The 23,411-nt window shown below is 38.2% G+C and carries 20 protein-coding genes and 3 pseudogenes; 18 read left to right on the forward strand and 5 right to left on the reverse strand.

From position 1 onward, the window contains the following. Positions 1-72: 72 nt before the first annotated feature. Entirely contained in the window at positions 73-726 is a 654-nt protein-coding gene (locus P4S65_RS05260) for an endonuclease (RefSeq protein WP_096794058.1), read from the reverse strand. Between the two features lie 189 nt (positions 727-915). Beyond that, on the reverse strand, positions 916-3,627 hold the full coding sequence (locus tag P4S65_RS05265) for a TonB-dependent receptor (RefSeq protein WP_096792244.1): 2,712 nt from the start codon (positions 3,625-3,627) through the stop codon (positions 916-918). A 423-nt stretch (positions 3,628-4,050) separates the two neighbouring features. Between P4S65_RS05265 and P4S65_RS05270 the strand changes: the two genes are divergently transcribed. Continuing rightward, the gene (locus P4S65_RS05270) at positions 4,051-4,431 is read left to right on the forward strand and encodes a hypothetical protein (protein WP_007376393.1); all 381 of its coding nucleotides are present in this window, start codon (positions 4,051-4,053) and stop codon (positions 4,429-4,431) included. Between the two features lie 10 nt (positions 4,432-4,441). Here the strand turns inward: P4S65_RS05270 and P4S65_RS05275 are convergent, their stop codons facing one another. Further along, positions 4,442-4,882, reverse strand: coding sequence for a PaaI family thioesterase (locus P4S65_RS05275; protein ID WP_033030264.1), 441 nt, complete (start codon positions 4,880-4,882; stop codon positions 4,442-4,444). A 234-nt stretch (positions 4,883-5,116) separates the two neighbouring features. Then, the gene (locus tag P4S65_RS05280; RefSeq protein ID WP_337119709.1) at positions 5,117-6,607 is read right to left on the reverse strand and encodes a M12 family metallo-peptidase; all 1,491 of its coding nucleotides are present in this window, start codon (positions 6,605-6,607) and stop codon (positions 5,117-5,119) included. Between the two features lie 263 nt (positions 6,608-6,870). Here P4S65_RS05280 and lexA point away from each other — a divergent pair, with 263 nt between their 5' ends. The 5 genes from lexA to P4S65_RS05305 all read left to right on the forward strand — a co-directional run bounded on the left by lexA (position 6,871) and on the right by P4S65_RS05305 (position 12,131). Beyond that, positions 6,871-7,488: a transcriptional repressor LexA gene (lexA, locus tag P4S65_RS05285; protein WP_007376396.1), complete on the forward strand. Its 618-nt coding sequence runs from the start codon at positions 6,871-6,873 to the stop codon at positions 7,486-7,488. 467 nt (positions 7,489-7,955) lie between these two features. Beyond that, positions 7,956-9,098, forward strand: coding sequence for a cytochrome c oxidase subunit II (coxB, locus tag P4S65_RS05290; RefSeq protein WP_033039608.1), 1,143 nt, complete (start codon positions 7,956-7,958; stop codon positions 9,096-9,098). After that, the gene (ctaD, locus tag P4S65_RS05295; protein WP_002959615.1) at positions 9,098-10,690 is read left to right on the forward strand and encodes a cytochrome c oxidase subunit I; all 1,593 of its coding nucleotides are present in this window, start codon (positions 9,098-9,100) and stop codon (positions 10,688-10,690) included. The genes coxB and ctaD overlap by 1 nt, the downstream gene beginning before the upstream one ends. After that, positions 10,690-11,220 (forward strand): cytochrome c oxidase assembly protein, encoded by a 531-nt coding sequence (locus P4S65_RS05300; protein WP_337119710.1) that lies wholly within the window; start codon positions 10,690-10,692, stop codon positions 11,218-11,220. The genes ctaD and P4S65_RS05300 overlap by 1 nt, the downstream gene beginning before the upstream one ends. A gap of 35 nt (positions 11,221-11,255) precedes the next feature. After that, complete coding sequence (locus tag P4S65_RS05305; protein ID WP_002959610.1) at positions 11,256-12,131, forward strand: cytochrome c oxidase subunit 3; 876 nt, start codon at positions 11,256-11,258, stop codon at positions 12,129-12,131. Here P4S65_RS05305 and P4S65_RS05310 read toward each other — a convergent pair. Then, positions 12,034-12,342 (reverse strand): DUF2909 family protein, encoded by a 309-nt coding sequence (locus P4S65_RS05310; protein ID WP_081824568.1) that lies wholly within the window; start codon positions 12,340-12,342, stop codon positions 12,034-12,036. The genes P4S65_RS05305 and P4S65_RS05310 overlap by 98 nt on opposite strands. Before the next feature lie 14 nt (positions 12,343-12,356). Between P4S65_RS05310 and P4S65_RS05315 the strand changes: the two genes are divergently transcribed. The 12 genes and pseudogenes from P4S65_RS05315 (at position 12,357) to cheD (ending at position 23,411) form a co-directional block, all read left to right on the forward strand. Beyond that, complete coding sequence (locus tag P4S65_RS05315) at positions 12,357-13,097, forward strand: SURF1 family protein (protein ID WP_337119711.1); 741 nt, start codon at positions 12,357-12,359, stop codon at positions 13,095-13,097. Further along, positions 13,087-13,580, forward strand: a pseudogene (locus tag P4S65_RS05320) (transmembrane cytochrome oxidase associated protein). Before P4S65_RS05315 ends, P4S65_RS05320 begins: the two are co-directional and overlap by 11 nt. Positions 13,581-13,608: 28 nt before the next feature. After that, a complete protein-coding gene (locus P4S65_RS05325; protein WP_096792251.1) occupies positions 13,609-14,598 on the forward strand; it encodes a COX15/CtaA family protein in 990 nt (329 codons plus the stop codon). Positions 14,599-14,610: 12 nt separating this feature from the next. Beyond that, positions 14,611-15,540 (forward strand): heme o synthase, encoded by a 930-nt coding sequence (gene cyoE / locus P4S65_RS05330; protein WP_096792252.1) that lies wholly within the window; start codon positions 14,611-14,613, stop codon positions 15,538-15,540. Then, complete coding sequence (locus P4S65_RS05335) at positions 15,537-16,154, forward strand: SCO family protein (RefSeq protein ID WP_337119713.1); 618 nt, start codon at positions 15,537-15,539, stop codon at positions 16,152-16,154. The genes cyoE and P4S65_RS05335 overlap by 4 nt, the downstream gene beginning before the upstream one ends. A gap of 164 nt (positions 16,155-16,318) precedes the next feature. Beyond that, on the forward strand, positions 16,319-16,591 hold the full coding sequence (locus P4S65_RS05340; protein ID WP_007376404.1) for an STAS domain-containing protein: 273 nt from the start codon (positions 16,319-16,321) through the stop codon (positions 16,589-16,591). A gap of 8 nt (positions 16,592-16,599) precedes the next feature. Beyond that, positions 16,600-16,961 (forward strand): annotated as a pseudogene (locus P4S65_RS05345) (response regulator). Between the two features lie 14 nt (positions 16,962-16,975). Next, positions 16,976-19,061, forward strand: a pseudogene (locus tag P4S65_RS05350) (chemotaxis protein CheA). Further along, positions 19,058-19,543 carry a chemotaxis protein CheW gene (locus P4S65_RS05355; protein WP_007376407.1) on the forward strand — a complete coding sequence of 162 codons (486 nt, stop codon included), beginning with the start codon at positions 19,058-19,060 and terminating at the stop codon, positions 19,541-19,543. Before P4S65_RS05350 ends, P4S65_RS05355 begins: the two are co-directional and overlap by 4 nt. Before the next feature lie 55 nt (positions 19,544-19,598). Next, complete coding sequence (locus P4S65_RS05360; RefSeq protein ID WP_033016339.1) at positions 19,599-21,905, forward strand: methyl-accepting chemotaxis protein; 2,307 nt, start codon at positions 19,599-19,601, stop codon at positions 21,903-21,905. Positions 21,906-21,979: 74 nt separating this feature from the next. Further along, positions 21,980-22,810: a CheR family methyltransferase gene (locus tag P4S65_RS05365; protein WP_007376409.1), complete on the forward strand. Its 831-nt coding sequence runs from the start codon at positions 21,980-21,982 to the stop codon at positions 22,808-22,810. Then, positions 22,794-23,411, forward strand: coding sequence for a chemoreceptor glutamine deamidase CheD (gene cheD / locus P4S65_RS05370; protein ID WP_007376410.1), 618 nt, complete (start codon positions 22,794-22,796; stop codon positions 23,409-23,411). Before P4S65_RS05365 ends, cheD begins: the two co-directional genes overlap by 17 nt.

Genomic DNA, 23,411 nt, shown 5'->3' on the forward strand with positions numbered 1-23,411 from the left:
TTAGATAATTATTTAGGCTACTAACTTAATCTCGCACTATAAAATTTACTCAATAGTGCGCAACCAATTAAATTATAGTTTTTTAGTATCACTTTGCGCTGCAAACGTTTGTTTTTGCCATGCATTAAAGAGCTTTTGTTGCTTATCTGATATCTTTAAACCGTAGGTTTTTTGCATATAAGCATAGGTGTCGGCTATACGTTTTCGCGCATAAACAGGCGGTTCAACTACACGTTGTTTAAAGTTTACTTTTACTTCGCAGCGGCCATACTGTGTGGCGTTTTCGTTAAGCATGCCAAATCGATAATTGGAGCGATCGGCATTAATTTCGCCAATAGCTGGCGCTAAGTTGTTTATATCGGCTTCCATTTTTCTAAATTTAGCACTTACTTTTCTACAATTTTTTCGCCCGCCATCTTGCCAACATTGTAGTTGATGACCAAATTCCCACGCCGGAACAATGTGTTCCCACTCAATGCGTAGTGCTCGCACGTTTATCTTACCTGAGCGTGTAAGCGTATTTCTCGGAACGTAACCACAGTTTGCGGGATCTGGAACGAGTTTTTTACCTTCTTTTTTAATGTCGCAGCCGCAGTAGATGCTTTTAGCGTTGTCAGGTAGGGTTTTAATAAGGTGTTTTTTTGCAGTAGAAAAACGGGTGAACTGCTCCGCTGATACCGAAACACACAAAAAACAAGCCAATAAGGCCAGAATAAATCGAGTCATATCCATCACATATGTGAACTACAGGAATGGCTAGTTTAAGCTGTTGATTAAAAAAGATAAAGAAGACTTAGAATTTAGCTTGAAATGGTTACTGGTACTTGCTCTTTTTATTTTTGTAAAAAAAGCTGATAGTGCGGGGAAACTATCAGCTTTGTATAAGCTATTTAACCTGAGCTTTGGTTAAGATACTTACATACTATAGCGAATACCTAAAAAGAATTGCCTACCAGTATGATTATACTCTCGTGGTAAATTAAGAGTTCCGTCACCAGTGGTATACAAGCGCTCATATTCATCGGTTAAGTTAATAGCTTCAAATGTTACGGTTACATTGTCATTGAGGTTATAAAAAGCAGAAAGGTCATAATGTGCTGGACCTGTTGTTGCTTCTTCAGCATTACCATTACTGCCAGTATAATCAGTAATGTAGTTATCGCGTTTATTCATTGAAACGCGAGCGCCATAATTTTCTTCTTCGTAATAAAGTGTGAAATTATATGAATTTTTAGAAAGCCCCGTTATTTCTCCTGCGGATACGTGAGTGTAGTTAGAAACAATACCGGTATTTTTTAATAACCCCGGTAAAAAGCTAAATGGCTGTTGATATATTAGCTCAATACCTTTAACAACAGTTCCCTTGCCATTTACAGGTACGTAATGGGTGTAGGGTGTTGTTCTTGGGTCAAGTGCACTTGATGGATCGTATTGCGGATCGTTATCAATGAAAGGTAAGTATGCAGGGTCAACTAATTTTTCTTCAGTTGAGCTGGTGATGAAAGTACCTATATCTTTATAAAAACCAGTTAAAGCAAGTAGCGACTCTTCATCAAAATACCATTCGATACCTAAATCAGTATTTGTTGAGGTGAATGGGTCTAAAAATGGATTACCCGCACTGACTGTTCCATTTAAATAGGAGAATGATGGGTTACCTGGGTTTAGTGAGCCAAGGCTTGGACGGGTCATGGTTTTGGATAACCCTAAACGTACAACAACATCTTGCGTTGCATCCAGTGCTAAATTTAAAACAGGTAAAACATTATCGTAACTATTTTCAATTTCAACAGGATCGCTTTGAATAAAGCCCGTTGATGTTGTTTCTGTTTTTACATAACGTAAGCCTACATTTGTTCGTAGGAGCATATCAGATATTTCATATTCAAAATCTGATTGAATATAAGCAGCGATGGTTTCCTCTTCAACTTCCCAGCTTTGTGCACTTCGCGCCGTCCACTCTTTATTGAGTAGTTGTGATTCAATTGCATCAAAATCGGCCACAATAAATTGCGGTAACGTACCATCATAGCCTGAACCATAATCATCGTAAGGCATTAATTGTGAAAAGCCGACGGCTGACTCTTGATCCGGAAATCCATTAATTTGCGATTCATCATAGTTTACTGTTCTATCGTTATAAGCAATCCCACCTTTAATGCTCATAAAGTCTGTTTCGTAAGTTAAATCTAATTTGGCAGTATCATTTTTTCTGAGTACATCCGTAGCACGAAGTCGACCGTCTGTTAAATTAAATGAACTTGCATCTAAATTATCATAGCCATAATCCATCACTGCAGTATTTGCGCTATTTCCAAAATCAATTGAGACGGTATGAGGTGTATTGCTGGTCATATTATAACGATATTGCTCAGAGCGAGCATTTGACTCAGCGGTGCCGATCATTGCATCTAATTTTAAGTAGTCAGATAGGTGGTATTTACCAGATAACACATACTGTTTAAATTTTGTTTTAGATACCTGTTGACGGCTTTCTGCACGGGACTTTACTCCACTAAATGTACCTGCCTGAATTTGTTTTCCATTTTCGGCAACTGTAATAGAGTCTGGAGTGATCTCGCTAAATGTATTTCTGAACATTTCGAAGAAATTATACATCGTACGACTGTTGTCGAGGGTAGAATGCAAGGTATCGAAGGTAATTACTAAGTCATCGTTAGGCGCATACTGTAATGAGCCTGTAAAACCTAATCTATCTTGTTCATTACCAAAAAAATCAGGGCGGGGAAGTCGAGGAGTCCATAGGCAATTTACATCATCAACTTGCTCACCTTCAAATTCACAATTTCCCACATCAGCTGTGCCAATAACGTCAGTATTTGATGTGTCAGCATAGACACCGCCGCCGTCTTTGACGGGGGTTGTCCAGCGAACGGTACCAAAACCTTCTTGGCGAACTGTGCGCTCTGATTTAGCGACAGAGAATAAAGCCCCAAAGGTATCGTCAGCAAATGTATTACTGATCATAAATACCATTCTAGGGTCTGTCTCTTCTGTTAAATCGTTATAGCCTGCCTGTGCCGACGCAGCTACATGAAGACCGGGGGAATCAAAAGGTTTTGCTGAATACATATCGACAGTACCTGCAATACCTCCTTCTTCGGTTGCAGCTGTTGGTGATTTTTGAATATCAACGCGATTGAATAGCTCTGATGCAAAAACGTTGAAGTCAAATGCTCTGCCGCCATTTACACCACCACCCGAATCAGTCCCATCTGTACTAGCAGGAACTTCCATACCATTAAGGGTTGAGCGGGTAAAAGATGGGCCTAAACCACGTAGAGTAATTTGACGTCCTTCTCCTCCTTCTCGCGAAATTGCGACACCAGGGATTCGCTGTAGTGACTCTGCGATATTTAAATCTGGAAATTTACCAATGTCTTCGGCTGCAATTGATTCCGTGGTATTTACTTCAAACCTTTTGGTAGCCAGCGATTTATTAAGTGATGATCTAAAGCCTGTAACTTCGATTAACTCAATTTCACTTTTCTTTTTTATATTTGTTTGTTCGGCTTCTTCAGCACTGATTTGAGCTGTCGTGCTAATTAATAATGCACTAATAATGTAATTAAGTGGCCTGAGAGTGAATCTTTTTGACGTTTTCATTGTGTGTTCCTGCTGAATTTAGGTAATGCCACTCAGTTCAGATTTTGCACTTATTTTTTGTGTTATAAGTAAGCGTAAATATGAGTGAGGTGTGTTTGGCTTTATTTAAATACACCTCTTTAAACAGTGTATTTAACCCGCATATTTAAAATGCCACCGGTGGCATATAAAAGTCAAGGTTATTTTTTATACTTTTTTAAACAATAATTCACTTAATTTTAATCCTCAAAGGTCAACAGGCCATGGAGTTTATAAAAAAGTATTGTTTGTACTTAAAAATGATAAATATTAAATAATGGATTATAAATGCGTAAAACTATCTATTTACCATATAAAACAGCTTATATTACATAGTTGATTTGGTATAAAAGTAAAACTGCGTTAAAGTTTGCGGTGTAATCATTAGAGGATAAATACTAAACAATGTCGGAAATTCAATTTTTAAATGTAGATCTAGAGCTTGAATCAAAGCAGGATATTAGCGTGCTAGTGGCAGACTTAAAAAAAGTCGCTACAGTTTTACATTATGACAAAGACGAATACCGTCAGTTAGCCCGCATTGAAGCTACAGGTGAAGTAGGTACACCAGATAAAGCAATTAACCATATCTGTGAGCTTATTGAATCGTGTTCGCGTAATGCGTTAAAGCAATGGCTAAGTTGTTCACGTAGAACATTTGATATTGGTTTTGAATCAGGCACATCGCCTAAGTGTTTTAACCAAGCTTTAGATGCAGATACATTATTACGTATATCTGCTATTGGTGCGGGTATGGAAATTACAATTTACCCAATCGAAAAGTAACAGTAAGTAATTATCTTCGCTCTACTACGGCTGCGGTCATTCTTGATACGCAGCAAAGCTCGTTTCGACTATTAGTAATTTTTATTTCCCAGACTGAACTACGCTTACCAATATGAAACGCTTTTGCGGTGGCTGTTAAAGTACCATTACGAGATGCTTTTAAGTGACTGGCGCTAATTTCTTGTCCGACACAATAAAACTGAGTGAAGTCGACTACGAAGTTAGCTGCATAACTTGCCACTGTTTCGGCAAGCACTACGTTGGCTCCTCCATGCACCATGCCCATTGGATTATGATGCGCTGGTATGGCAGGCATAGTTGCTACGAGGTAATCATCACCAATTTCGGTAATTTCAATTCCCATGGTTTTCATTAGTGTACCTTGGCCGTTTATACCCTCATCTAGCTGTTTGCAAAACTCTAAAGTAACAGGTTGATACCAAATACTCATAAGCTTACCTTTTAAAATAGTAGTAAAAATATGGCTTATATTTTCATAAAGTTAAGATAATGAAAATAAAAAAGTGGATCTAAATTTATAGCCAGATAGCGTGAGGCGGATAGTAAGAAGTAATAATAGGGATATCGTAGTTTATTGATACAATCGAGCAGTAAAGAAGAAATCGCCCTAGGCTAAATATAAGCAAGCAGCATAATGTTACTTGCTTATACTTAGCCAGATCTTTTATTGGTAACTAGCTATTAACTCGACATTACTAAAAGCACTGTAGCCTTTAATCATAATAGAGTAATTACCAGTGCGGGTGTCGCTACAGCTTTCATTATTTCCGTTTTTATACGGTCGGCAATCGTAGTTACTGCTCGTTGCAATTGCATTATATTTTACATGTAGGTCAACATCCCCAGTGCCATTAGAGGTCGAAAATGTGACTTGCTCAGCTTCACTTGGCACTGTAAAAGTAAACAATTGCTCACTGTTTCGATCACCACTAACAACGATAGATTGGTTATTTTGCAGTGTATTGTTATTTACCGGTGGGCTAGATGCAGATCTAAAATTTGCAATTGTGGGGTTTGTTAAATTTAAGACTCTAGCGTTATCGTGTTTTGATGGAGTTCCCATAACACTTCCGCTGTATGATTTGTTTGGATTTGACCAGTAATTGATTCTTGTGCAGTTATTTGTGCAGTTATAAGCCATTACTGAACGCCATTGTGATTGAGGTTGCTGATAACCATGGCCGAACGAATAAGGAGATGTTGATGGATCGTTTTCAGGGTTATGACGAGCACCTTGTAAATGACCAATTTCATGACCGAAAGAGTAATAGCCGGTTGCACAGTCATAATCAACCATCGCAAATGCGCTGTTAGCATTTGCACCAATTGCTTTGGCTTGGCCACAGTAGCCGTTAACGTCGTTTATTAATATGACTACATCAGCACCGTATTGATCTCGTAGTGTGTGCGCTTCATCCATATAACCATCGTTTTTGGTAGCTAAACGATTTAAATCCGTACCTGAATTTGTAGCTTCAGTATAATTAACTCGGCTTACATGGGCCAAACTAACAACTGCGTTGACACCTGAGTTTTGGTAACCCTGATTAGTTTCTACTATTGCAAGATCAATCAAGCTATTAATATCACTAGATTTTTGTTCTGCGGCTGGGGTGTATAAAACGAGTAAGCTAATATTGCTTTGCGCGTTAGTTGCCATAGCTGTTTGGAAGCTTTGTTCTGTTAAAATTTGTTCACTGATTGAAATAGTGTTGCTAGATTGCTGATAATCGGGTGCATGCTCAGCAGGTTGCTTGGCAGGATCTAATTCAATAAAATTATGACCAGAATGTTTATTCGGTTGCAATTTATAAACATGTTCATTTACCTTTATCGTACCAGAAATCCCCTTTGTAGATTTTATCAGTGTTACTTCGTCACCATCTAAGCTTTTACCTACCCAAATTAAGTTACCAGTTGCTGATGTACTTGCTGTACTTTTGATAAATTCAATGTCACTTCCCTGAACAGGTAAAAAGAATGCATTGGTTTTTGCGCTTAGTTCGAAAAGCGGTTGTCCAAATTGAGATTGAGCATTACCTTCTTTATTAATGTTTTGCGTAAAGTTAGAGTGCTGCACTTCGAAAAGTGGGACTTGGGCATACGCATAGCCGCTAAACAATAAGCCAATAAACAATGGTGAATATTTTTTCATTTGATAATCCTTTTAAGTGTTTGTACACATAAAGTGTACATGTTAATAAGTTGTTTTCAATTTATTAACATGTGGCTGTCATCAAATTAGCCCTTAATCGTAAATATAAAGATACAAATGTTTATTTTATGTAAGCAGTCGTTGTTTCTACATAAGTGTAAAAGTGATTTATTAACAGCAAGCAATCAATGTAATTTAAATTTGCGATTTTTATTTAACTGTATATACTCACAGTTAAATGTACTGTATGGAAAACCAGTTGTATGCGACCATTAACGAAGCGCCAAGCTCAAATTCTCGAATTAGTTAAAGTTTTTATTAAAGACACTGGTATGCCTCCTACACGTGCTGAAATTGCACAAACATTAGGCTTTAAAAGTGCCAATGCTGCTGAAGAGCATTTAAAAGCGCTTGCTAAAAAAGGTGCTATTAAGATGAAACCAGGTGCAAGCCGAGGTATTCAACTTGTTGAGGAAGAAGAGCCTGAACAGTTAGGTTTACCTCTTATCGGGCGAGTCGCAGCGGGAGAGCCTATTTTGGCGCAAGAGCACGTTGAGAGTCATTGTAAAATTGATCCATTAATGTTTAAACCAGCTGCTGATTTTTTATTGCGCGTTAACGGTATGAGCATGAAAGATATAGGTATTATGGATGGTGATTTGTTAGCTGTGCATAAAACTCAAGTTGCAGAAAATGGACAAGTTGTAGTTGCTCGTGTTGATGATGATGTTACCGTAAAGCGGTTTGAAAAAGCAGGCCGAAAAGTATTATTGCATGCTGAGAATGACGACTTTTCGCCAATTGAAGTTGATCTAGAAAATGAATCTTTTAATATAGAAGGTTTAGCCGTTGGAGTTATAAGAAACGCTGATTGGATGTAGTTTTTAATTTATTTTTATAAATGCGTGCTTTTTAGCACGCATTTTTGTTTTAACATTAGCACTAAAAATATGACGTAAACAGCCAACTAATTATTTTAGCTGTAAATTTTTTTGCACTTATATTTCCCCCTCCGAATACGTTAAACCCCTTTGTTTTGCTCATATTTTGAACTTCCTGTTGACTAGTTGATTACTGACTTTTTATTAATTACTCAATATCACCTGATTGTTTTTTATACTAAAACTTGCTTGTTGTTCGTTTTTTAGCTAATTATTAATGTGCTGAGCTAATAATAACTCACAGCTTTTTAGTTTTGAGAACACACAATATACACAAACTCGTTGTTGGCGCAGCAAAACCAATCAATATTAAATAAGATTGGCTAAAAAAATAAAAATAACGAATTGGCGTTTAAGCCGTATGCCTCTTCGCTTTGCATTCGCAATAGCATCAAAGGAGCCGTCACATGGGTAAACTGACCTCTACCTTGTGGCTTATATTATGTGTTTTTTCGCACTCAGTTTTGGCGAACAGCCAATACAATATGCGCAAAGGCGTAACCGATATAAGCAATAATGTATATCAGCTGCACATGACCATATTTATAATATGTTGTGTGATTGGGGTGATAGTGTTCGCAATTATGTTTTGGGCACTTATTCATCACCGTAAATCTAAAGGGGCTGTACCTGCCCAATTTCACGAAAGCACTAAAGTAGAAATACTTTGGACTGCAATTCCGTTTGTTATTTTAATTGCTATGGCAGTACCAGCCACTAAAACCCTTATTGCAATGGAAGATGCCAGCAAAGCTGATCTCACTATTAAAATTACGGGTTCGCAATGGAAATGGCATTATGAATATATGGGCGAAGATGTAGAGTTCTACTCTATTTTGTCTACCCCGCAAGATGAAATAGCGAATCTTGCAGATAAAAACCCTAACTACTTACTTGAGGTTGATAAGCCTCTTGTACTGCCAATAAATCAAAAAGTACGATTTTTAATGACTTCTGATGATGTTATTCACTCTTGGTGGGTACCTGATTTTGCAGTTAAAAAAGATGCGAACCCCGGCTTTATAAACGAAACATGGACCAATATTAACGAAGAAGGTACTTACCGAGGCCAATGTGCCGAGCTGTGTGGTAAAGATCATGGCTTCATGCCTGTTGTGGTGGTTGCTAAATCTGAGGCTGATTTTAAAACATGGTTAGCAGATGCAAAGCAGGCTAAACAAAAAGCAGCATTAGCAGATGCCGCATTACTTGATAAAACCCTCCCAAAAGAAGAGTTAATGACTTTAGGCGAACAAGTATATATGGCTAATTGTGCAGCGTGCCATCAGCCTACGGGCATGGGGTTACCGGGTGTATTTCCTGCACTTAAAGGCAGTCCGATAGTGCTTGGCGATATAAAAGATCACATTGATGTAGTTATCCATGGACGACCCGGTACGGCAATGCAAGCTTTTGCCAAGCAGTTATCTATAAAGCAATTAGCTGCGGTTATTACTTATAAACGTAATGCGTGGGGTAATGATACGGGTGATGTTATTCAACCGAGTCAAATACAGACAGCACTTGATGCCAAAGTGGAGGCGAACTAATGAGTAGCATAGTAGAACAACCTAACGCCAATGAAGCTCATCATGCTCATCACCCAGCTAAAGGTTTTAAACGCTGGCTTTACACAACTAATCATAAAGATATAGGTAGTTTATATTTAATTTTTTCGCTGACCATGTTCTTAATTGGTGGCGCAATGGCTATGGTGATCAGAGCTGAACTATTTCAACCAGGTTTACAGTTGGTCGACCCTCACTTTTTTAATCAAATGACCACAGTGCATGGTTTAATTATGGTGTTTGGTGCGGTTATGCCAGCCTTTACAGGCCTTGCTAACTGGATGATACCACTCATGATTGGCGCGCCAGATATGGCATTGCCAAGAATGAATAACTGGAGCTTTTGGATTTTACCGTTTGCGTTCTTAATCCTATTGGCATCGTTATTTATGCCTGGTGGGGGTCCTGCATTTGGTTGGACTTTTTATGCACCACTGTCCACAACATACAGTAATGATAATACTGCATTGTTTGTATTTGCCGTACATATTATGGGAATTAGCTCAATAATGGGCGCAATCAATGTGATTGTAACCATAGTGAACTTACGTGCCCCAGGCATGACATGGATGAAGTTGCCCTTATTTGTATGGACGTGGTTAATTACTGCCTTTTTATTAATAGCGGTAATGCCAGTACTTGCAGGGGCTGTCACTATGGTACTTACCGATAAGTACTTTGCGACCAGCTTTTTTGATGCCGCAGGCGGTGGCGACCCGGTGATGTTCCAACACATTTTTTGGTTTTTTGGTCACCCCGAAGTATACATAATGATTCTTCCTGCCTTTGGCATTATATCTACAATAGTACCTACCTTTTCTCGTAAAAAACTTTTTGGTTATGCCTCAATGGTATACGCCACATCCTCCATAGCACTATTGAGCTTTATTGTATGGGCTCATCATATGTTTACTACTGGGATGCCGGTCGCTGGCGAGTTGTTTTTTATGTACGCGACCATGCTTATATCGGTACCTACAGGAGTAAAAGTATTTAATTGGGTTGCCACAATGTGGAAAGGCTCAATAACTTTTGAAGTGCCAATGCTTTTTAGTATTGCGTTTATTGTGCTGTTTACCTTAGGTGGTTTTTCGGGATTGATGCTGGCAATTACACCTGCTGACTTTCAATATCACGATACTTATTTTGTAGTGGCGCACTTTCATTACGTATTAGTAACAGGGGCTGTATTTTCGATAATGGCGGGGGCCTATTACTGGCTGCCCAAGTGGACAGGCAATATGTTTAATATCACATTGGCTAAATGGCATTTTTGGCTATCGCTGGTGAGCGTGAACGTACTGTTTTTTCCTATGCATTTTGTAGGGCTTGCCGGTATGCCGCGTCGGATTCCCGATTACGCTCTTCAATTTGCCGACTTTAATGCAATCATAAGTATTGGTGGGTTTGCCTTTGGTTTATCGCAATTGTTGTTTGTAGCTGTGGTAATTAAATGCGCGCGTGGCGGTGATAAAGTGCCTGCAAAAGTATGGGAAGGGGCAGAAGGGCTTGAGTGGGAAGTTGACTCTCCAGCGCCATATCATACTTTTTCTACGCCGCCGGTTATTAAGTAATGACACACACACCGCTACTCAAACGTTTGGTACTTATTTGCATAGGCATGTTTGCCTTTGCCTTTGCTTTAGTACCTTTGTATGACGTGTTTTGTGATGTAACAGGGCTTAATGGAAAGCCTTCGCTTGAGCAAGCAGAGCAAAGTACACAAATAGTACAAAACCGAGAAGTCGGCGTTAGCTTTACTACTCACGCACAAAGTGGTGCACCGTTTGAAGTTAAATCAAAAGAATACAGTGTAGTGGTAAAACCAGGTGCAATGCGTGAGGTAATGTTTAGTGCTAAAAATAGCAGCAACCTAGATAAAGTAATGCAGGCTGTACCATCAGTCTCACCAGGTAAAGCGGCAAAGTATTTACATAAAATAGCCTGTTTTTGCTTTGATCAGCAACCTCTAAAAGCAGGGGAAGAACTTGAATTTAAATTGCTTTTTTATGTTGATACCGCACTGCCAAGCGATATTGAAGAATTAACTTTATCTTATACCGTATTTGATATTAGTGAACAGCTGGTGGCAAGTAATAACTAGCTTTTTAAACTAGTGTGAAACTAGGAGTAAATAAAATGAATCAAGAATATGAGCATTATTATGTACCAGAACAAAGCCCGTGGCCTATTGTAGGTGCTGTTGCATTGTTTTTTATTGCAGTAGGGGCAGGCTTAACAGTTATGAGTGTAGGTAAAGAAGGTGGTAGCGGGGTTTATCTGCTTTATGCCGGTATTGCTGTACTTGTGTATATGTTGTTTAGCTGGTTTAAAAATGTAATTAGTGAGTCGGACCAAGGTTTGTACTCAGCACAAATGGATCGCTCTTTTAGACAAGGTATGAGCTGGTTTATTTTTTCTGAAGTTATGTTTTTTATGGCCTTTTTTGGTGCGCTTTTTTATGCACGGGTATTGTCGGTACCTTGGCTTGGAGGCGCAGGCAATAATGCAATGACTAACGAGGTTTTATGGCCAACTTTTGAAGCTGTTTGGCCGCTAGTTTCAACACCTGCTGGCGAAACTACTCAAGCTATGGGCTGGCAAGGCTTACCGCTTATAAATACCTTAATACTGCTTACTTCCTCAGTTACTTTACATTTTGCCCACGTAGCAATGGAAAACAATAAACGCACTCCACTTAAGGTTTTTTTAGGCGCTACTATTTTATTGGGCGTTTGCTTTTTAGGGCTGCAAGTTGAGGAGTACATGCATGCATATAATGACCTTAATCTAACGCTAGATGCGGGCATTTACGGTAATACGTTCTTTCTATTGACTGGTTTTCATGGCATGCATGTAACGCTAGGAACCGTACTTTTATTTGTAATATTTTTACGGATATTAAAAGGGCACTTTACTAAAGATAAGCACTTTGCTTTTCAAGCAGCTGCTTGGTATTGGCACTTTGTAGATGTGGTGTGGCTGTGTTTGTTTGTATTTGTATATGTGCTGTAGCGTTTATTGGCGAATTATTTGCTTTAATAAAACCAAGTTTAAGCGCTGCAATAACAACAACTAAAACAACGACCGAAAACAATACGCGACGACCTAAAAAGTGAGACATAGGTCGTCCCTCAGTTTTCCCTGACACCATAATAAACAATGCTCTAAATAAGTTAAAAAGTATAAATATTAACAACAGTACGATAATAATTTTAATAATCACTGAGTTGACCCTTTATGCAGTTAGTTTTATGGCACAAACAAAAGCTTAGCTCACTAATCACACTTTGTATGGTTGTGGTTGTTGTACTTGTGTGTGTGCGATTAGGGTTTTGGCAGTTGGAGCGAGGTGAGCAAAAGCAGCAACAACTAACCGCTATTGCTAAGCAACAGACTCGAGGTGTGATGAGCTGGTCTCAATTACTTAACCTGCCTGATAGCTGGAACAAAACTGGTGTATTGGTTGAGTTAAAAGGGCGATTTGTGCAAAACCAATATTGGCTTTTAGATAATCAAGTTTATAACGGGCAAGTAGGGTACGACTTACTTGCTTTACTAAAGCCAGACACCGAAGAAAAAGTGATTTTAGTTAATTTAGGATGGGTAAAAGCGCCTATATCTAGAGATGCACTGCCAAAGGTTACTCTGCCTAAAGGTATTTTTATTCTTAAAGCGCAAATAAAAGAAAATAATTTAAGTAGCTTTACGCTTGAAGATAAAACTACAAATAACGACTTACCTACAAGAATCCAATCTATCGACTTGGATATGTTGAGCACTCAAAGCCAGCAATCATTAATTAATTTTATGGCTTACAGACAAGGTACTGGTGATGAGATTGCAACACCTCATTATGAGGCCGTTGTTATGAGCCCTCAAAAGCATAATGCCTACGCTGTGCAATGGTTTTTAATTGCTGTTGCATGTGCTGTTGTGGCTATTTTTGCGAGTAAAAAAAGGACACATAATGAAAAATAATCCCTTTTGTTGTTTGTGGGCTGCTGCGCAATCCCATTAGCTTTGGCATATGGCGCTTTAAAGTTTGATTGGTTGCCTACTGCAATTACTAATAATGGTGAGTTTTTAAGCCAAGAAATAAAACTTAAAAATTGGCCGCAAAATAATCCCAAACAATGGACTATTGCACTTAATTATTCAAACGAATGTAACACCCCATGCAGCGAACAGCTCAATGCACTGAATAACTTATATGTGGCACTTGGTAAAAACCAAGGCAAGGTTGATATGGCTGTAATGGGAAGTCCCGACAATAAAAATCTACCATGGAAAATTATTACAGAGCAACAGAGTTTAAATCCTGCAAGTTTATATTTAATTGATCATATGGGGTTAGTGGTACTTGAATATCCCTTTAAGGCTGAGCCACAAGAAAACCGTTTAGTACAAAAAGGGTTATTAAAAGATCTAAAAAAATTACTTAACTATTCTCGTTCTAGCTAACTAAGCTGAGCTTAAGTTGGAGTATCTGATGTATAAAAATTATAAAAACTTAGTATTAATAACAGGGTTACTCGCTTTGATTGTAGTTGCTTTAGGTGCGTACACCCGCTTAAGCGATGCAGGTTTAGGGTGCCCCGACTGGCCTGGTTGTTATGGCTTTTTAACGGTACCTAAGCATGAGGCTGACATAGCCTTAGCAACTCAAAGCTACCCCGATATGATGTTCGAAACAGCAAAAGCGTGGAAAGAAATGATTCATCGCTACTTTGCAGGTGCTTTAGGTTTACTTATTTTAGGTTTATTTGTGTTGGCTTTTTTAAAGCGCCAATATCCAACTACGCCAGTTAAATTGCCTTTAGCTTTACTTCTACTCGTGGTGTTTCAGGCTGCCCTTGGTATGTGGACAGTAACCATGAACCTTCAGCCGCTTATTGTAATGGGCCACTTATTAGGTGGCTTTAGTATTTTGTCACTTATAACGCTTTTATATTTACGGCTAACCGCAAAACCTATTATGGGTGGCGATAGCGGCGCAAAACGCTATTTTGGTTTAAGTTTAGTAGCGCTCAGTGTATTAATTATCCAAATTGCACTTGGTGGTTGGCTGGCTGCAAATTACGCCGCTCCTCATTGTAGTGGTTTGCCATTGTGTAATTACGCACAACCGTTTTCATTGAGTAGCGTATTTCAATTACCACTTGAGCACAGTAATTATGAGTTTGGTGTGTTATCGCAGCAAGCGCGTATGTCTATTCATTTATTACACCGCATTTGGGCACTGGTTACTTGCATCGTTCTGGCGCTAATTATGTGGAAAATATACAGCCAAGCGTACTCTAAAAAAATTAAAAATTGCGTGGTGAGCGTATTACTTGTCCTGCTTTGCCAAATTAGCTTAGGGCTTATTTTAGTACATTTGCATATTCCGTTGGGAGTTGCACTGGCGCATAATTTGATGGCTGCCATACTGTTATTAAGCATGGTTAGGTTGTGTTATTACCTAAAATCACGCACATAAAGGGGAAATGTAATGGCACTTATAATTGATAAAAAAATACTGCTACCCGTTAATACTCAATCGCTAATTTCGCGTACTCATAGTTTGCTGCAAGACTACTTAGCAATTAGTAAATTTAAAGTGGTAGCCATGCTGGTACTAACAGCTTGGGTTGGTTTAGCGCTGGCTCCCGATGTAGGGCGTGGTATGGCTGTACAGTTTATTAGCTTGTTAGGTATAGGGCTACTTTCTGCTGCTGCAGCGGTTATTAATCACGTGGTTGATAGCGAGATAGACTCAAAAATGGCAAGGACTCGTCATCGTCCTGTGGCTAAAGGGCGTCTAAGTAAAACACATGCGCTTAGCTTTGCAGCTATTATTGGGGTTGCTGGTTTTATTATGCTAATGGTGTGGGCTAATACCTTAACCGCTATATTAACGTTATTTGCATTGGTAGGTTATGCATTTGTTTATACATCATTTTTAAAGCGTGCTACACCGCAAAATATTGTTATAGGTGGGTTGGCTGGCGCAATGCCTCCATTATTAGGTTGGGTGTCAGAAACAAACCAAATGGCAGCAGCCCCTTGGTTACTTGTAATGATAATATTTACCTGGACTCCGCCACACTTTTGGGCGCTGGCTATAGCACGAAAAAGTGATTACGAACGCGCTAAAATCCCTATGTTACCGGTAACCCATGGAATCGACTTTTGTAAAACCTGCGTCGTTGCCTACTCTGTTTTACTCGCTGTTGTTTGCGTATTGCCTTATTTAATCGGTATGTCTGGAGTAATTTATTTAATAGGCGCATGTGTATTAAATGCAGTGTTTATATATAAGGCGGTCAAATTAAAAATTGCTGGAAATGATGAGACTGCAATGGGCTTATTTCGTTTTTCGATTATTCATTTAATGGTACTCTTTGTAATCTTATTTATAGATAAATGGCTCCCTTTATGAAGCAGTTATGGCTTGGATTAATTGTTGTTTTAGTTTTGTTTTTATCAGCATGTTCAAATGAAAATAGTCCACCAGATGTAGATGCATTAGTTTACGAAAATGCAAAGCCACTGTCTGATTTTACGTTAAACGATCAGCGCGGCGAATTAGTGACTAAGCAACAATTTTTAGGACAGTGGAATTTAGTATTTTTAGGCTACACAAGCTGCCCAGATATTTGTCCATTAACACTAGCTAAGTTAAATGCTGTTTATAAAAACTTACAGGCAGATTATCCGCTACAAGTTTGGTTTTTATCGGTTGATCCAAAACGCGATACACCAGCTAAACGAAAGCAATATATAGATTACTTTAACCCTGATTTTTTAGCTGTATCAGGGGAACATAAACACCTTTTTCCTGTTGTTCGAGAGCTTGGCTTAATTTACGCCATTAGCGATAGTAGTGAATCAGAATATGCAGTTGATCATAGTGCTTCGGTCGCTATGGTTGATCAACATGGAGCCGTAAGAGCTATTTTTAAACCCGAATTTAAACAAGGTAGTGTGCCATTAATTAATGCGACGACTTTAACCGAAGAGTTTAAAAAAATAGCCGATTACTATAAAAACTAGTTTTTAACTTTTCATGTATTTTAAAGGAGCTTTATGCTCCTTTTTTTGTTTTTCATTCCTGTTACAAAAATTAATTTAATTTTTTTAGGCCCTTTTATGGCATTTTTAATAACTAGGTCTAAGCTTTTATTATGAAATAAATTGACAAGGAATGTACTTACTAAATGTTAAAACTTCCACGTGAACTTGTCATTATGCAAGCTGAAACACTGCATCAAGATTTACTAAAAGAACTCAATAGTAATAATGATATTTGTCTTGATATTAGCGATGTAATGTCTGCCGATACTGCTTCAATTCAACTTTTATGTGCTTTGCAAAAACATCTGCTTATCATTAAGCATAAAATAATTTGGGTAGGGGCGAGTGAAGCATTAACACATTCAATTGAGCAACTCGGTTTAAGTCATTACTTAATACTTGAAAGTAAAGGTTAGGAATTCATATGAAAAAAATTTTAGCGGTTGATGACTCAGCATCAATGCGTCAAATGGTAAGTTTTACTCTAAAAACAGCAGGGTTTGATGTAATTGAAGCAAAAGATGGAAGTGAAGCATTAGCTATCGCTAAACAACAAGATTTTGATGTCGTAATTTCGGATGTAAACATGCCAATAATGGATGGTATTACGTTGATTAGAGAGCTGCGAGGCTTACCTAATTATAAATTTACACCATTACTTATGCTCACTACAGAGTCGGGCTTAGAAAAAAAGTAGAAGGTAAAGCCGCTGGCGCAACAGGTTGGATAGTTAAACCGTTTAACCCAGAACAGCTATTAGCCGTTATTAAAAAGGTTATTCGCTAGCGAAGGAGTATTGTGTGAGTATAGATTTGAGTCAATTTTTTGAAGTTTTCTTTGAAGAGAGTTTTGAAGGCCTAGATACTATGGAGGCTGAGCTTTTAAACTTAGTGCCAGGTGAGGAAGACTTAGAAACTATCAACACTATTTTTAGAGCTGCTCACTCAATTAAAGGGGGAAGTGGTACTTTTGGTTTTAGTTCTGTTGCTGATTTTACCCATGTACTTGAAACACTATTAGACCAGATCCGCCAAGGAGAGCGAGAACTTAGCACTGAACACGTTAATTTATTACTCAAAGCAGTTGATTGCTTGCGAGGTTTACTTGCCGCGCTTCAAGCAGATCAAGCGTCTGATTTAACTGAAGCTAATGCTTTGCGGATGCAATTTGAACATGTGTTAGAGAAAAAAGACAACGTATTGGAGAGTAAGCCACAAAACGAAGCTGTGCTATCGACTAGTAACACATATCAAATTAACTTTAAGCCTCATCATCACTTATTTAAAACAGGAAATGAGCCGCTGTACATGATCAGTGAACTTGCTGAGTTAGGTGAATTAAAAACAACCGTTTTTTATGATTCAGTGCCTGATATTACGGAGTTAAGTTACGATGAATGTTTTTTACACTGGCGCTTTTTTTAAATACAAGCCATGACGAAAAGGCGATAAAAGAAGTCTTTGAATGGGTAGAAGATGATGCAGATATTACAGTTGAATTATGTGTAAGATCATTTGATGATGAACAACCAGCTAGTATTTCAGATCATAACCATGATTTAGCTCTCTCAGATCAACCTGAAAAATTAGAAAAAATAACAACCTTACCCGCCAAATCAAAACCAAGTAGCAATAAAGATAAAAAAGTCGCTAGTGCGCCAGAGTCAACCTCAATCCGTGTTGGCATTGATAAGGTTGACTCATTAATAAACATGGTTGGTGAACTGGTAATTACTCAAGCTATGCTGAATCAGCTAAGTGAGCAGGAAATAACATCAACGACGATTACTTCGTTGAAAGAGGGTTTAGCGCAACTTGCACACAATACACGTGACTTACAAGAAAACGTAATGCGTATTCGTATGTTACCAATTAATTTTGTATTTAGTCGCTTTCCTCGATTGGTACGCGACATAGCACAAAAGCTAAATAAGCAAGTCGAGCTTAAGTTGATTGGTGAGCAAACCGAACTTGATAAAACCGTGATGGAAAAAATTTCAGATCCTATGGTGCACTTGCTTAGAAACTCACTTGATCATGGGTTAGAAACCGTAGATCAAAGAGTGCTTGCAGGAAAAATCCAGTGGGAATTGTCACGTTAAATGCATTTCATCAAGGCGGTAATATTGTTATTGAGATAATGGATGATGGTCAAGGCCTTAATACCAAAAAAATTAAAGAAAAAGCAATCGCAAATGAGTTAATTACAGCCGATAGTAATTTAACGGACGATGAAATCAATGAACTAATTTTTATGCCTGGCTTCTCTACTATGGATGAAGTGAGTGAGCTATCGGGTCGAGGTGTAGGCATGGATGTTGTTAAGCGTAACATTCAATCTTTAAATGGTTCAGTTGAAGTAACATCGGCCCCTGGTATTGGTTCAACATTCACAATTCGATTACCGCTTACGTTAGCTATTTTAGATGGTCAGCTCGTTAAAGTCGCTCAACATACCTATATTATACCGCTCATTTCGATTGTTGAGTCATTACAAATTGATATCACAAAAGTAAGTCGAGTGGGTAAAGACCTTGATGTACTCAGACTTCGAGATGAATATATTCCTATTTTACGTCTATACGCTATTTTTAATCATCAAAATGCGATTGAGTCTTTAGATAAAACATTACTCGTAGTAGTTGAAACTGATAACCAAAAAGTAGGACTTTTAGTTGATGATTTATTGTCTCAGCAACAGGTTGTGATTAAAAGTTTAGAAGCTAACTATCACAAAGTTGATGGCGTATCGGGTGCTACTATTTTAGGAGATGGGCGCGTATCGCTGATTGTGGATATTAGTGGCTTAATAAAGCTCTCAGGTTTAAAAAAACCAGGCAGTCAAGAACTAACCATTGAAACGCAAGCCACTTTGGAGGCGTTATGAACTCAGAGCAAAGCCAGCTCAGTAACCAATTAAACCTTCAGCAGCAACAAGGAGTGAAGCAATTTTTAACTTTTATTATGGCTGATGAAGAGTACGGCGTTGATATTCTAACAGTACAAGAAATTCGTAGCTGGGAGGAAATTACAGTACTACCTAACGCACCTGAGTTTGTGAAAGGCGTAATTAACTTGCGGGGCACAATTGTGCCAATTATTGATTTACGTTTACGGTTTGGCTTACCAAGTACTGATTATGGACCATTGACAGTGGTTATTGTTATAAAAATAGAGTTTGAACAGGGCAGTAAAATTATAGGTATTGCAGTAGATGCAGTCTCTGATGTTTACAGTATTGTAGAGCAAGATGCTAAAGCTGTTCCTAGTTTATCTGAATCAAATAATTGTGAGTACGTTGCTGGGTTGGTCAATGTGGGCGATAAAATGGTGGCGTTGATCGACTTACAAAAAACAATGAATATTTAGTTTATAAAATAACTAAATAAAGTAATAAAAAATAAACTTAAAGGTGGTGATGGGCATGGGATGGTTTAGTAATCCAAAACAGTCAGAATCAAGTAATGATTTAATTGTAAGCGCATTAAATAAGTCATTAGCTGTGATTGAGTTTGAGCCAAGCGGAATAATAATTACCGCAAATGCTAACTTTCTTAGCGTAATGGAATACCAATTAGAAGACGTACAAGGACAACACCATTCTTTATTTGTAGATTATGATGATGCTAAAAGTAATGACTACAAAAATTTTTGGCAGCGTCTTCGCAATGGCGAGTTTATTTCCGATGAATTTAAGCGTTTTGCTAAAAGTGGTAAAGAGGTCTGGATTCAGGCTACTTACAATCCAATTATTAACTCTGAGGGCCAAGTACTCAAAGTCGTTAAACTTGCTACAGATATCACAGATCAAAAGTTGGTATCGGCAAATGCTGCCGGACAAATTAGTGCAATTAGTAAATCCCAAGCGGTTATCGAATTTAGTTTAGATGGCAGTATTATTAGCGCTAATGATAATTTTTTAAATGCTCTTGGTTATCAGCTTGATGAAATTAAAGGTCAGCATCATAGATTATTTGTCGCACCGGAATATGCAAATAGCAATGAATACAAAGAGTTTTGGACTAAACTTGGTCGAGGTGAGTTTGATTCAGGTGAGTATTTACGAATAGGAAAGCAAGGCCAAGAAATTTGGATACAAGCCTCTTATAACCCAATCTATGATATGAATGGTAAGCCTTTTAAGGTTATTAAGTACGCTACAAATATTACAGCGCAAAAAGAGCTTGAAAAAGCTTCTAGAAAGGCAGCCGATTTAGCTAATGCCCTAAAAGTTTGCCAGGCAAATGTAATGATTGCCGATGAAGAGCTTAATATTATTTTTGTGAACGATTGCGTTCAAAAAATGCTTAAAATACGAGAAAAAGAACTGCAAACAGTATTACCAAACTTTTCTGTAGATAATCTTATAGGTACCTGCGTTGATGACTTTCATAAGCACCCTGCGCACCAACGTGAGTTACTAAAAAATTTGGATAAACCACATAAAGCTGAATTACTTTTAGCAGGTGTTACTTTTACCTTAATAGCTTCACCTTGGATTAGTCAAGAAGGTAAAAAGTTAGGCACAATTGTAGAATGGGAAGATAGGACTGCTGAAGTTGCTATAGAAAAAGAAATTGCGACGCTCATTAGTGCAGCAGGTAAAGGCGATTTAGATACAAGAGTTATTGAAAATGGAAAAGAAGGATTTTTCTTACGTTTAGCTCAAGGGCTAAATAGTTTAGTTAAAATTGTTGATGATGCTGTCGCCGATACTGGAGATATGCTTGATGCTATGGCAAATGGTGATTTGTCAAAACGAATCGAGAAAGAATATAAAGGCTCATTTGATAAACTCAAACGTGATGCAAATACGACAGCAGATAAGCTCACCGAAGTTATAAATCGGATAAATTCATCGGCTACTTTAGTTGCAAGTGGCGCTGAAGAGATATCTCAAGGCAATGCTGATTTGAGTCAGCGAACAGAAGAGCAAGCCTCATCACTTGAAGAAACAGCATCAAGCATGGAAGAGATGACCAGTACCGTTCGCCAAAATGCTGATAACGCAAAAGTAGCAAATGATTTGGCAGAAGAAACCTGTGAAAAAGCAATACAGGGTGGCGAAGTCGTTAACAGAGCTGTCACGAGTATGTCGGCGATTAATGAATCAAGCAAAAAAATTGCTGACATTATTGGGGTCATTGACGAAATAGCATTTCAGACCAATTTATTGGCGCTTAATGCTGCTGTAGAGGCTGCTAGAGCTGGTGAACAAGGGCGAGGCTTTGCGGTTGTTGCAGGGGAAGTTCGTAACTTAGCTCAGCGCTCAGCGGGCGCAGCTAAAGAAATTAAAGAATTAATAAGAGACAGTGTAGGTAAGGTCGCTGATGGTTCTCAATTAGTTAATGAATCAGGCGCTACACTGAAAGAAATTGTTGTTTCAGTACAACGAGTCACACAAATGATTTCTGATATTACAGAAGCATCCGAAGAGCAAAGCGCCGGTATTGAACAGGTAAATAAAGCTATTTCACAAATGGATGAAATGACTCAACAAAATGCTGCTTTAGTAGAGCAAGCCTCTGCCGCTGGCGAGTCTATGGCTGAGCAGGCAAATGAAATGCGGCGGTTACTCAACTTTTTCTCTTTAGGTCAGCAAGATACAGCGATGATTTCACCTACGATGCGAACGCCAGCGCTATCTCAAAGGCCGCAGAATAATTATATTCGCAGTAAAACGCGAGGAGATAATTTTGTTGACTCGGCAGATGAATGGGAAGAGTTTTAACAACTCACCTTCTCGGCCTCGTTGTTATGTAATTACATTGAGGCATTGCTTGTTGGCTTGATTGAGAGTGAATAATGAAAGAGTTTTTATTTACCGACCGAGATTTTAAAGAGATTGCCGATCTTGTTTATAACGCATGCGGAATTGTATTAGGTGAACATAAACGAGAAATGGTTTATTCGCGTTTAGCAAGACGTATTAGAGAGCGAAACCTTGTTGATTTTAAATCATATTTAGCTTTCTTGAAAAAGAATAAAGATCAAGAGTTCGATGCCTTTATTAATGCTATAACAACGAACTTAACATCTTTTTTCCGTGAAATTCATCATTTTGAATTTATTAAATCTGAACTTATCCCTGTCCTTTTAAAAACAAATAAGCACAGCAAACGCGTGAGATTTTGGTCTGCTGGTTGCTCAACTGGGGAGGAGCCTTACAGTTTAGCAATGACATTAAATGCTGCATTTCCGAGTGATTGGGATGTGAAGATCTTAGCCACAGATTTAGATTCAAACGTGTTAGCAAAAGCGCAAAGTGGCATGTATACCGCTGCAAATGTTAATGGACTCAGTGAGCAGCAGCTCAAGCGTTGGTTTTTAAAAAGTAAGGATGGTGAGGCATATAAAGTAAAGCCAAAATTGCAGGAATGTATAGCGTTTAAACGTTTAAACTTATTACAAGAGTGGCCAATGAATGGTCCTTTTGATCTTATTTTATGTCGTAATGTAGTTATTTACTTTGATAAAGAAACGAAAGATCAGCTTTTTGAACGCTACGCTAATATATTGAGTGAGCAAGGGCATTTGTTCTTAGGTCACTCAGAAAGTATGGGTAAAGAGCATTCTCAATATAAAAACTTAGGTAAAACGATGTATCAAAAGGGCAGTAATGCACGCGGAATTTAGAACAGTATTACCTAGCTTTGAGCATATTAAGCGGTATTGGGATTCAGGTCGGCAGAGCGTTGTTGCCAAAGTGCTCCCTGGTGAGTTCTATGTGTCAAAAAACAATGAACTTATCTCAACAGTACTCGGTTCGTGTATTGCGGCTTGCGTTTATGACGAAGTACTAGGAATTGGCGGGATGAACCATTTTATGCTGCCAATTCAAAAAGGAGTGGAGCTTAATAATGCACATAGCTTAAGTTGTCGTTACGGTAACTGGGCTATGGAATATTTAATAAACGAAGTGCTAAAAAATGGAGCTTCACGTCGAAACTTAAAAATTAAGCTGTTTGGTGGGGGGAAAATTATTAGCGCGATGACTGATATCGGTTTGGGTAATATTAGTTTTGCTACCGCTTATGTTCAAGAGGAAGCCCTTAATTTAGTGGCGCATGATATGGGAGGCCCTTGGCCAAGGAAAATATTTTTTCATCCCCACACTGGTAAAGTTCATATGAAAAAGTTGAAAAACCTACATAACAATACTATTGAGAAGCGTGAAGTTCGTTATTTACAAAGCCTTAAAAAACAAGATGTAGTTACGGATATTGAACTGTTTTAG

Source organism: Pseudoalteromonas sp. B131b, assembly GCF_037162545.1.
In the GTDB taxonomy this organism is placed as follows: Bacteria; Pseudomonadota; Gammaproteobacteria; order Enterobacterales; family Alteromonadaceae; genus Pseudoalteromonas; species Pseudoalteromonas fuliginea.